The 11,344-nt window shown below is 55.1% G+C and carries 11 protein-coding genes and 1 tRNA gene; 8 read left to right on the plus strand and 4 right to left on the minus strand.

What is annotated here, in order from left to right; genetic code table 11:
* Positions 1–3: 3 nt before the first annotated feature.
* A tRNA-Asp gene (locus KYK14_RS19980) sits at positions 4–77 on the minus strand.
* Between the two features lie 253 nt (positions 78–330).
* On the opposite strand from KYK14_RS19980, the gene KYK14_RS19985 reads away from it, so the two are divergent.
* From KYK14_RS19985 to KYK14_RS20005, 5 genes are all read left to right on the plus strand, one after another.
* Complete coding sequence (locus KYK14_RS19985; RefSeq protein WP_187319664.1) at positions 331–1,278, plus strand: acetyl-CoA carboxylase carboxyltransferase subunit alpha; 948 nt, start codon at positions 331–333, stop codon at positions 1,276–1,278.
* A gap of 171 nt (positions 1,279–1,449) precedes the next feature.
* Complete coding sequence (locus KYK14_RS19990) at positions 1,450–2,298, plus strand: MBL fold metallo-hydrolase (RefSeq protein WP_219161436.1); 849 nt, start codon at positions 1,450–1,452, stop codon at positions 2,296–2,298.
* A 112-nt stretch (positions 2,299–2,410) separates the two neighbouring features.
* The gene (locus KYK14_RS19995; protein WP_219161437.1) at positions 2,411–3,169 is read left to right on the plus strand and encodes a patatin-like phospholipase family protein; all 759 of its coding nucleotides are present in this window, start codon (positions 2,411–2,413) and stop codon (positions 3,167–3,169) included.
* A 76-nt stretch (positions 3,170–3,245) separates the two neighbouring features.
* Positions 3,246–3,818, plus strand: coding sequence for a 1-acyl-sn-glycerol-3-phosphate acyltransferase (locus KYK14_RS20000; protein ID WP_185283857.1), 573 nt, complete (start codon positions 3,246–3,248; stop codon positions 3,816–3,818).
* Between the two features lie 193 nt (positions 3,819–4,011).
* On the plus strand, positions 4,012–4,539 hold the full coding sequence (locus KYK14_RS20005; RefSeq protein WP_219161438.1) for a hypothetical protein: 528 nt from the start codon (positions 4,012–4,014) through the stop codon (positions 4,537–4,539).
* Between the two features lie 151 nt (positions 4,540–4,690).
* On the opposite strand, the gene KYK14_RS20010 is transcribed toward KYK14_RS20005, so the two are convergent.
* Positions 4,691–5,356 (minus strand): DUF4159 domain-containing protein, encoded by a 666-nt coding sequence (locus KYK14_RS20010; RefSeq protein ID WP_219161439.1) that lies wholly within the window; start codon positions 5,354–5,356, stop codon positions 4,691–4,693.
* 321 nt (positions 5,357–5,677) lie between these two features.
* Between KYK14_RS20010 and KYK14_RS20015 the strand changes: the two genes are divergently transcribed.
* A complete protein-coding gene (locus KYK14_RS20015; RefSeq protein WP_219161440.1) occupies positions 5,678–6,427 on the plus strand; it encodes a hypothetical protein in 750 nt (249 codons plus the stop codon).
* A gap of 15 nt (positions 6,428–6,442) precedes the next feature.
* Here the strand turns inward: KYK14_RS20015 and KYK14_RS20020 are convergent, their stop codons facing one another.
* The gene (locus KYK14_RS20020) at positions 6,443–7,153 is read right to left on the minus strand and encodes a 16S rRNA (uracil(1498)-N(3))-methyltransferase (protein ID WP_219161442.1); all 711 of its coding nucleotides are present in this window, start codon (positions 7,151–7,153) and stop codon (positions 6,443–6,445) included.
* 135 nt (positions 7,154–7,288) lie between these two features.
* Here KYK14_RS20020 and KYK14_RS20025 point away from each other — a divergent pair, with 135 nt between their 5' ends.
* Positions 7,289–8,413 carry an SDR family oxidoreductase gene (locus tag KYK14_RS20025; RefSeq protein WP_219161444.1) on the plus strand — a complete coding sequence of 375 codons (1,125 nt, stop codon included), beginning with the start codon at positions 7,289–7,291 and terminating at the stop codon, positions 8,411–8,413.
* Between the two features lie 86 nt (positions 8,414–8,499).
* Here the strand turns inward: KYK14_RS20025 and KYK14_RS20030 are convergent, their stop codons facing one another.
* A complete protein-coding gene (locus KYK14_RS20030) occupies positions 8,500–9,291 on the minus strand; it encodes a S1/P1 nuclease (protein WP_185283853.1) in 792 nt (263 codons plus the stop codon).
* Between the two features lie 202 nt (positions 9,292–9,493).
* Between KYK14_RS20030 and KYK14_RS20035 the strand changes: the two genes are divergently transcribed.
* Positions 9,494–11,212 carry a peptide MFS transporter gene (locus KYK14_RS20035; RefSeq protein WP_185283852.1) on the plus strand — a complete coding sequence of 573 codons (1,719 nt, stop codon included), beginning with the start codon at positions 9,494–9,496 and terminating at the stop codon, positions 11,210–11,212.
* Positions 11,213–11,344: the final 132 nt, after the last annotated feature.

Below are 11,344 nucleotides of genomic sequence, written 5' to 3' on the forward strand. Positions count from 1 at the left end.
GAGCGGTCCGGACGGGACTCGAACCCGCGACCTCCGCCGTGACAGGGCGGCATTCTAACCAACTGAACTACCGAACCAGAGTACTTTGTGTGCTGAAAAACCGTCTGTCTTTCCGTTAAAGTGATGCAAAGGTAGGGGGATGACGGACATTGTCAAACCCCAACGCGCATTTTGCGCAAAAAAAGTGCCTTCGCCGGCGTTTATCGCTGTTTGTCAGGTAGATTATTTTTTGCTTCATGTTTCCCAAAGTTGATTTAGGGTCGATGCATAGGTTTCGCTTACCTTTGTCTTCTATTCTTTTTCCGCAACCCGCGCATTCTTTCCTCTGCAATGCTCCTCGATTTCGAACAACCCATTGCTGCCCTCGAAGGCAAGCTCCGCGAAATGCAACAACTGGCCGACGACAGCCAGGTAGATGTATCGGAGGCGGTAGCCGCCCTGGAAGCTAAAATAAAGGCCCTCAAAAAGGAAACCTACGCCAACCTCACCCGCTGGCAGCGCGTGCAGCTCTCGCGCCACCCCGACCGCCCTTATACCCTAGAGTATATCGAGGGCATGACCGACAAATTCATTGAGCTGCACGGCGACCGGACCGTGGCCGACGACAAGGCCATGGTAGGCGGTTTTGCTGAGTTGGGTGGTCGCTCCGTGATGTTTATAGGACAACAGAAGGGGCATAATACCAAGCAGCGCCAGTTCCGCAACTTCGGCATGCCCAACCCCGAGGGCTACCGTAAGGCGCTGCGCCTGATGAAGCTGGCCGAGAAGTTCAACAAGCCCATTATCACCCTCATCGACACGCCCGGCGCTTTCCCTGGCCTGGAAGCTGAGGAGCGGGGTCAAGGTGAGGCCATTGCCCGCAACCTCAAGGAAATGTTCCTGCTGAAGGTACCTGTTATTTGCGTCATCATCGGCGAGGGCGCCTCGGGCGGGGCCTTGGGTATCGCCATCGGCGACCGGGTATTGATGCTGGAAAACACCTGGTATTCAGTGATTTCGCCCGAGTCGTGCTCCAGCATCTTGTGGCGCTCCTGGAACTACAAGGAGCAGGCTGCCGAGGCTCTCAAGCTCACGGCCACCGACATGCTGGGCAACAAGCTCATCGACGGCATCATTAAAGAGCCCCTAGGCGGCGCCCACATCGCCCCCGATAAGATGATTGCTACTCTCAAGAAAACCCTACTCAAAACCCTCGACGAGCTGGAAGCTATTCCGCACGAGGAGCGAATCAGCCAGCGCATCGACAAGTTCTCGGCGATGGGCGTGGTAGTGGAGTAGGATACAAGTACATAGCGTATAACAAAAGTGTCATCCTGAGCAGCGCGAAGGACCTTCTCACGCAAGAACGACAGGCGTAACAACGACTCGTTCTTGCGTGAGAAGGTCCTTCGCGCTGCTCAGGATGACATTTTTTTAGTTATTTACGCCTACCCACTCAACCTCCTACCCATGACCTTACACACGATTGATACCGGCTTTTTCAAACTCGACGGCGGCGCCATGTTTGGCGTGGTGCCGCGCACGATGTGGGAAAAGCTGAACCCACCAGATGCCAACAACCTCTGCACCTGGGCCATGCGTTGCTTATTGGTAGAAGACGGCAACCGCCTGATTTTGGTGGATACGGGCATGGGCAACAAGCAGGACGCCAAATTCCGGAGCCACTTTCACCCGCACGGCGACGCGACGCTGGAAAGCTCCCTGCGCGAGAAAGGCTTCACGGCGGCTGATATCACCGACGTTTTTCTGACGCATCTGCACTTCGACCACTGCGGCGGCGCTGTAGTGCGCACCCCCGACGACAAGCTGGTGCTGGCCTGCCCGAATGCTACCTATTGGAGCAACGAGGCTCACTGGGATTGGGCCGTGACGCCCAACGCCCGCGAAAAGGCCAGCTTTCTTAAGGAAAATATTTTGCCCATCCAGGAAAGTGGCCACCTGCAATTCGTGGACCCTACCCAAGGCGTACCCGGTGCACTGCCGGCCTTCCGGGAAATCATTTTTGCCGATGGGCATACCGAGAAAATGATGGTGCCCGTGCTGGAATATAAGGGCCGCACCGTGGCCTACATGGCCGATCTATTGCCCAGCGTTGCCCACATTCCGCTGCCCTACGTGATGAGCTACGACATGCGCCCCCTAGTGACGCTCAGCGAAAAAGAACAGGTATTGCGCCATGCCGCCGAGGAAAACTGGGTGCTGCTGCTAGAGCATGACCCTACGGTGGAAGCCTGCACCGTGCAGCTAACGGAAAAAGGCGTGCGCGTGGCCGACACGTTCCGGCTGGATGAGTTGTAGGCCGGTAGGCAGGGACTGCACGATGAAATGAGTGAGAATAAGTTAACGCTTGCCCATTTCTAACCGTTAAAGCTGCAAAATTAACTAGTTCACTATCTCACCATTTCACCACATGCTGGCACTAGCCTTATCGGGTGGCGGGGCGCGGGGCATTGCGCATTTGGGCGTGCTAGCGGCGCTAGACACGCTGGAACTACCGATTGGACGAATGGCCGGCGTATCGTCGGGTGCCATTGCGGGGACGTTTTATGCAGCGGGCTTTGCGCCGGCCGAGATTCTGCGCATGCTCACCAGCGTCAATATCGCCCGGCTCACACGCTTGGCGCTAAGTCGCTACGGCTTGTTGCATCTAACGGCCGTAGAGCAGCTATTCATCAGCCATTTAGGTGCCAATGCCACCTTCGCCGACCTGCGTATACCCCTCACGCTAGTAACAACCGACCTGACGGAAGGCGTATCGGTGGAGTTTTCGGAGGGGCCGCTGATTCCGCCGCTGCTGGCGTCGGCGGCGGTGCCTATCGTGTACCGGCCAGTGGAATACCAGGGTAGGCAGCTGGTAGATGGGGGCTTGCTTAACAACTTGCCTGTGAGTGCGGTGGAGGGTAGGGGAATGCCGGTGGTAGGCATTAACTGCAACCCCAGCAACCGGGCGGCGCGCATCACCACGTTTCGTAGCCTGATTGAGCGGGTGCTACACCTGGCCATCAGCACCAATACCATGGCTAGCAAGCAGCGCTGCGACCTGCTGCTGGAGCCTGAAGAACTGCGTACCTATCGGACCTTGCAGTATCGACAGGCCCAAACGCTATTCAACATTGGCTACCGCCACACCATGGACAAGGCCAAGGAATTAGCGGCCTTGCTGGGGTAGCGCGTTATTTTTTCTAGTTTTGACGACTGTTTTTCTTGCTGCCCCATTTTTTGGGGTTGCTTCCTCTTTTTATTCTATGGCCGCCCGCAAAACGTCTACGTTCTGGTATCTGTTCTCGAAGTTCTGGTTTTGGATAACTGGCTGGCATCTAGGGCCGCAAGTGCCGCCCGGCATCAAGAAAAGCATGATGATTGCCGCGCCCCACACCAGCAACTGGGACTTTATGTTTGCCCGCGCCGCCTTCTTCCTGATGGATGTGGACGTGAAGCTGACCATCAAAAAGGAGTGGACTACCATTCCGGTGCTCGGCGCGTTGGTTCGCTCCCTGGGCGGCCTGGCCGTAGATCGTAGCCGCAACAACAGCCTCGTAGATGGCATGGTGCAACTCTTCAACGAGCGCGACGAACTGGTGATTCTCATTACGCCCGAGGGCACGCGCAAGTACCAACCCAAGTGGCGCAAAGGCTTTTACCACGCTGCCGTAGGTGCCGGTGTGCCCATCCTGCTCGGCTACCTCGATTATAAAAACAAAGAAGCCGGCGTAGGCCCTGCCTTCTGGCCTACCGGTGATTATGAAAAGGACCTAGAGGAAATCAAAGCCTTCTACCGTACCAAGCAGGGCCGCTTCCCGGCGCAGGGTATCCGTTAGGTAGGAAATGGTGAATAGCAAGCTGCCAAGCGTTATAGGTTTGTTGTGATACGCGGCGCTAACCGCACAACTGGCCTACAGTCGCTACGTGGCCGCTTTGCAACGTAGATATACGTACCTTGAAGTTCGCTGCTGAGCGTGTGTATTCCGTACGGTACTACACACGCTCACGCATCCTCCCACCCTGGTTTCTATGGAAAAGCTGCAAATATTCCTCGTTATCCTAGCTGGGCTAGGGGTTTTCATCTGGCGCATGGTGCAGAAAGCCATTGAAACTACGGCCCGCGAAAGTCAGGAGCGGCCCCGCCCCAAGGTGCCCAGCCTACCCGATACTTCGTTTAAAGAGCTATTAAAGCAGATGCAGGCGCAGAATCAGCCGGCACCTACTCCCTCACCCCAGCAACAGTCGTCAGCGCCGACCACGCCCGCAGGCCGGCCACTACCCCCCGAAACCACTCCCCAGCCCCGTAGCCTGGAGCGCACCGAGGTAAAGCCGGTTTCTCTGGAAGCAAAAGCCACGGCTCGTGCCAATCGAGAAGTTGCGCCGCGTGCACGCCGCGCCGCTACCTTGCCGCGCGCAACCACCACCATCCCGAATGCCTACAACCGACCAGTCAATACCACAAACTCTACTCGGCGTACGGTGCGCGACACGCTCCGCAGTGCTGCCGATGTGCGAGCAGCCTTTGTACTGAGTGAAGTCCTGCGCCGGAAATTTTAGTAGGTGAGCGATAAAACCAAGCGTGTAAAATATACAATAAGAACGTCATGCTGAGCTTGTCGAAGCATCTCTACCGTAAGTAATCAATTACTATCAGTAGAGATGCTTCGACAAGCTCAGCATGACGTGTTTTCTGTTTCTTCGATAGTTTCTACTCCTGCGTAAGTGCATACGTCACCAAGTTAGCGCCCATTTTCAGGGCTGATTCGTGCACGGCGGGCGTGTCTTCAGGGTAGGTGCCCAGGTCTTCCCACCCGTTGCCCAGGTCGCACTCGAAGCTGTAGAAGCATACCAGGCGCCCTTTGTAGAGCAGGCCAAAGCCTTGCGGACGCTTGCCGTCGTGCTCATGCACTTTGGGTAGGCCCTTCGGGAAATCGAATTTCTGGTGGTAGACGGGGTGGGAGAAGGGCAGTTCCACGAACTCCAGCTCGGGAAACACCTTCTTCATCTCAGGGCGGATGAACTTGTCGAGGCCGTAATTGTCGTCGATGTGCAGGAAGCCGCCGCCCATCAGGTAGCGCCGTAGGTTTTTGGCCTCCGCCTCCGTGAAAGCCACATTGCCGTGACCCGTCATGTGGAGGAAAGGGTAGGTGAGCAGTTCCGGCGAGTCCAACTCCACGGTGGCTTCGTCAGGCGCGATATTAGTTTTGAGCGTCTGATTGCAGAAGCGAATCAGGTTGGGTAGGCTGGTTTTGTTGGCGTACCAGTCGCCCCCGCCTCCGTAGTGCAGCTTGGCAATTTTGAAGCTGGGTGCTACGGGTGTGGCGGCTACAAATAGTAAGAAGACAAGCAGGGTCGAGAGCAGATACTTTGTCATATAGAGTAAAGATGCATTAAAAGGCGCTGTTTATAGTGAACTCACCTACCTAGGAGGGAGGTTCCGAGCAGTTATAGCAGTTTCTCGAATGATGTAGAGACGCGTATTTGCGTCTCGTTATTGAACAGGGTGCAGCGCAGGCGATAAGACGCAAATATGCGTCTTCACCCAACCGAGGCACCTTACAAACAATTGAGGGTCGTCATGGCAGTACGCAGCCGCCTATGATATAGGGTTGTATAAACCCATTATAGTTGAAAAGCTATTTTTTTTAGTAATATTATCTGTATAAATGTTTGATTACCTGCTGTTTTTATATATTTGATGGTTTTTAAATTTTTTGCTATTATGGATAGTAGATTGGAAAAACTGATAGATCATTATGAAACTGAAAGGAACAACCTACATGCGCAATTAAAGGAGTCTTTAGCGGAGCAAGAATTACGCATGGCTCAACGCATCCGTAAAGCGTTGAGCTTAGTAGATCAACAGCTTCGCGTTCTGTATAACCTTACTGATCGGCTCTACGATGAGAAGCAGCGCAGCATTACGCTTATTAAGCGGCTTGAGGCTGGTATGGCCGATAGCGAAAATAACCTCGATACCACTTACTACCGAGAGTGGATAACAGCGGAACAGGATAAGCTGAAGCTACTGGAGAATCAAAAAACCGAGCAGGACAGCCAACGAAGTACCGTTCTGCGCACTATGCTGGTAAAGCTGCTGGCGCGGCAATTAGTGCAGTTCGAATTGATACTCCATCAGCAAACACCGTTGAGCTGCTTAGTGCAAGTCTCCGGCCGGACAATTCTGCTGACCATCTACCAAGTGCAACAATTGCGTGAGGACTACCTGCTCAAGAAAAGACAACGCAAGCAGCTGAAAGCCTTGCATTTCACTTATCACAGGCAGGAAGATAAGTTGCTACTTGTTCTACCCTTCACCTGCGGCGCCGATATAAGCGCCGTTCAGCACGTATTTATGAAGCTGTTTTTGGAGGTGTTTTATTATAAGGATACAGAGAAGCTACCTGCAATTCGCTACTCAGACTCTCAAGAAAACGGATCTTAGTCGCAAGGTCTTCTTTTACTTTGCTAACACACGTGCAACGTGCACAGTATGGACGGCGGCTAGCGCGGCCGTTTCGGTGCGTAGGCGCGTGAGGCCCAGCGCCACCGGTCGGATACCCAACTGACGGGCCGCAACGATTTCTTCGGGAGTAAAGTCACCTTCGGGGCCAATGAGGATGCAGCAGGTAGGCGCGCTGCCTGCCACGTGGGCCAGCTCAGTGCGCTCATCGTCGGCGAGGTGGGCAATGAATGTAGTAGCCGGGGCGAGGGTAGGGAGCACGCGGGCGAAGTCCGTTAGCTCGTCGAGCTGTGGCAGCCACGCTTGCCCGGATTGCTTGAGGGCACTCACGGCAATTTTCTCTAGCCGGTCAAGCTTCAGCTCGCGCCGCTCGGAGCGGGCACAGCGCAGAAACGTGATGCGGTCGACACCAATTTCGGTGGCTTTTTCCACCAGCCACTCCATACGGTCGAGGTTTTTGGTGGGGGCCACAGCCAGGTGCACGGCGTAGTCCCGGCGTGGCACCTGGGTTTCGCTGGTGATGCGCAGTTGGCAGCGTTTGGGGTTGGCATCCGTCACCTCTGCCTGAAATATGCTGCCTTGGCCGTTCACCAGTGACACCGCATCACCCGCGCCGAGACGCAGTACGCGTACTGCGTGTTTGCTTTCGTCTTCGGGTAGGGTGTAGGCGGGTAGGGTGAGGTCAGGAGCATAGAAGGTATGTGGCATACGGCAAATCTACGGCGAAATGCCGGGCGTTGCGGCGCAAGCTGTCTGCGCAAATAGAACCTCAACATAACATTGTACTACCGACTTGCCGTACATACTAAACCAACATACTCTACCTAACACCCGCAACCGAATATGAAAGTCAACCTGAAAAAACTGAAAGAACAAGTTATTGTTATCACTGGCGCTTCGTCGGGCATTGGCCTCGTTACGGCGCGTATGGCTGCCAAGGAAGGCGCCAAATTAGTGCTGGTAGCCCGCAGCGAAGATGCTCTGCGTCAGCTTACCAACGAGCTGAAAAGCCAGAACGCACAGGCAACCTACTTGGTAGCCGATGTAAGCAAACAAGAAGAGGCACAGCGCATTGCACAGGTAGCAAAGGAGCAGTTCGGCGGTTTCGATACTTGGATAAATAATGCCGGCGTCTCCATGTATGGCAAAGTGGAAGAGCAGTCGGTGGAGGATATGCGGCAACTGTTTGAGATTAACTTCTGGGGACTCGTATACGGCTCGCTGGAGGCAGTGAAGCATCTGAAGCAGCAGGGCGGCGCCCTCATCAACGTGGGTAGCGTACTGTCGGATGTGACGGCCGTCCTGCAAACCATGTACAGTTCCAGCAAGCACGCCGTGAAGGGGTTCACCGATGGTCTGCGCATGGAGTTGCAAATGGAAGACGCTCCGGTATCGGTCACACTCATCCAGCCCGCAGCTATCGACACGCCCTACCCGCTGCACGCCAAAAATTACATGGACAAGGTGCCCAAGCACGCCCCGCCTGCCTATGCTCCCGAAACTGTGGCGCGCGCCATTCTCAAATGCGCCGTTGCACCAGCGCGCAACGTGGAAGTAGGCGGTGCCAGCAAGCTCTTTAAGGGCATGGAAGAATGGACGCCTACCCTGCTGGACAAGTTTATGGAAACGAGCTTCTCGGAAATGTCTAAATCCGACCAGCCTGCTCGCCAGAACCACAAAAGTGGCCTATACCAAGGGGTAGGGGAACTGAAAGAACGCGGAAATTATCCCGGCCATACTCGCGAGGTGAGCACCTACACGCAAGCTCGTCTGCACCCAGCTATTACGGCTGCCATTGTAGCCGGCGCTGGCGTGGCAGTAGCCGCGCTGGCAAGAGGCCGGAATAAAGATAGCAAGGCGTCTACCCCGCAGCGTAGTACGAAAAGTGCCCGTAACGCTACGGCTGCAAGTGCTACCAAGCATAGTCCGGCTATGCCAGAATCTGGTCCGACTGTGACGCCAGTTTAGGTGCAAAGACGCTTTAGTTCCTAATAAGAAGGCCCCGCCAATTCGTTGGCGGGGCCTTTCTGCTGGAAAGCTGACTATCTCAACTTCTATTTCAATGCCTCGTTCAGTACGCCTGCCAACCGGATGCCGGCCTGCTGAATGCGTTGTTTTACCTGCGGGCCATGCTCGGGAAAATAGGCCCAGCCGTAGGTTGGGTTCTGGGCAGCTTCGCCATAAATCTGTTCGCAGAGTTGGTACGACTCGTAGAGCCACTGGGTCATATCATCATGCTGCCACTGGCGGCGCAGGCGAGCTGGCACGTGGTCGTACTGCTGGCCCATCTCAGAGTAGCTCAGGCCCTGATAATCAAGCAGGCCGCTGTCCCAAAGGCTGTGCAGATTGGTCTCCTTGCCGCGGTAGGTAAGCTTGATGCTGTTGCCGCCCCTGTCCTCTAGCCGGCCCGCATGCAAGGGCTGGTGCACGTCGCCCACTAAGTGAATGACGAATTTCAGCGCCACGGCGCGCTCCGCTTTGGGCTTGTGCTTATCCTTCAGAATGGCAAGGTTATCCTGAAGCGCTTTGTAGGCGTTTGGAATCGTTTGGCTTTTCAGGTTCTCGATGTACTGATCGTGGTTGAGGCCGCTAGGTGTGTTCACGTAGTGCCAGGGACCAGTGCCTTTATACTCGGGGGTAGGGGGGTAGAGAATTTCGTCGGGCCAGGTGCTCACCAGCGTTACCGTCTCGGTGCCGAGGAGGGCCTTTATCTCACGTTGGGCTTTGCGGGAGAGGTGGTGCTCGGCTAGGCGGCCTACAGCCCGATGGCCTTCCACGCCCCAAGCGAGGCAGAAGCTAAACGGAACAAGCAGTAGAAAAAGCAGCGGCAGAATGCGTTTGCGCATAAGAAAAAGAAAAGAAAACGTGATGCAGTTACAAAGCTAGTGCTTAAAACGCTACCTCGTTGGCGAAAGCAACGTGGCAAAGTCGGCGGAAAGCCGTACGGGTTGCCTCTGCGGCGCAGTAGGGAAAGTTTTGTAGCTTTACCAACCCCCGTTTGGCTCCGGCCGCGGGCGTTCTGTTTTCTGTCCACTTTACTTTCTCTTCATGCAAACTGCTACTGCTGCGCAGGGACAACCCTCGCAGGCCAGTCACCCGAAGGGCCTCTACATCCTGTTTATGACGGAGATGTGGGAGCGTTTCAGCTACTACGGCATGCGCGCCCTGCTCATTCTGTACATGACCCAGGCGCTGGTTTTCAACAAGGAATTTTCCTCGCTGATTTATGGCAACTACACCAGCCTCGTGTACCTGACGCCTCTGCTAGGCGGCTATATGGCCGACCGCTATTGGGGCAACCGCCGCTCCATCCTGATTGGCGGCTTAATGATGGCTATTGGGCAGTTTAGCCTGTTTTTCAGCGCCAGCAGCTACCAATCAACCAGTGTGGCAATGCCGCTTTTTTACCTGGGTCTGGGCCTGCTGATCTTCGGTAACGGATTTTTTAAGCCCAACATATCATCCATGGTAGGCTCGCTCTATCCCGTGGGCGACAAGCGCATCGACTCGGCCTACACCATTTTCTACATGGGTATCAACCTGGGCGCGTTTTTCTCGCCGCTGGTGTGCGGTACGCTGGGTAATACGGGTAATCCCGAGGACTTTAAGTGGGGCTTTTTGGCCGCTGGTATTGGCATGCTCATCGGCTCGCTGACGTTTGAGCTATTCAAAAACAAATACGTTGTGACGGCCGAAGGTGCTCCGTTGGGCGCCAAGCCTGAGCGCACCGTAGAGCACTCACCAGTAGTGCCAGTGCAGACCGACGGGCCAGTGCGGGCTACTACTGTTGCACAACCGGCCAAAACCGGCCTTAGCTCTGGGCGCATCCTCGCGTTTATAGGGATATTCGCAGTAGTCTATGGCGTCATTGCCTGGCTCATGAATTACGACTGGATTGGAGCGCTGGTGTTTGCGTCAATGATTGTGATGCCCTTGCTCATCCTGTCCGACTCGTCGCTGACGGGTAGGGAAAAGGAGAAAATCTACGTTATCCTGATCCTGAGCTTCTTCGTGATATTCTTTTGGGGCGCCTTCGAGCAAGCCGGGGCTTCCCTCACGTTCTTTGCCGACGAGCAAACGGACCGGAACCTGGGTTCCTACGTTGTGCCAGCTTCTTACTTTCAGTCAGCTAACGCACTGTTTATCATCATCTTTGCGCCTATTTTTGCAGTGATTTGGACGTTCATGGGCAAGCGCGGTATCGAACCGTCTTCGCCCCTCAAAATGTCCATCGGTCTAATGCTGCTGGCTGTGGGCTACCTCATCATTGCCTTCGGGGTGAAAGGGGTAGAAGCTAGCACCAAAGTGAGCATGTTCTGGCTGATTACCATGTACATGCTGCATACATTCGGCGAGTTGTGCCTGTCGCCCATCGGGTTGGCGTTGGTGAACAAGCTGGCGCCTGCCCGCTTTGCTTCGTTGCTGATGGCTGTGTGGTTCCTAGCCACTGCTGCCGGCAACAAGCTGGCTGGCGTGCTCAGCGGCTTGTATCCTCCCGGCCCCGGCGAGTTTGCCAAAGCTGCCCAAGAAGGCATCGACCTTCCCGCCATCCTCAATGGCGCACAGCAAGCCAGCGCCACCGTTGTTGAAAAGCTGCAAAGCCTGGAAGTGCCCTATCAGTGGCCTACGTTCCTGGGTATCGAAATCACCAACCTCTACCAGTTCTTCATGATTTTCGTGGCCCTGTCGGCCGCCGCGTCTATCATTCTGTTTTTCCTCTACCGTCGCCTCGCACGCATGATGGAAGAGCCGGTAGTAGCGAAATAACCTACCCGCTACACGTAACAGAAAGCCCCGATGCAAGAACTGCGTCGGGGCTTTCTGTTGAATTAACGCTCGTGTGTCATCCTGAGCGGAGCGAAGGACCTTCTCACGGTAGAACGACTATCGCACCAATGA

Origin of the sequence: Hymenobacter profundi (assembly GCF_019334315.1) — a bacterium.
In the GTDB taxonomy this organism is placed as follows: domain Bacteria; phylum Bacteroidota; class Bacteroidia; order Cytophagales; family Hymenobacteraceae; genus Hymenobacter; species Hymenobacter profundi.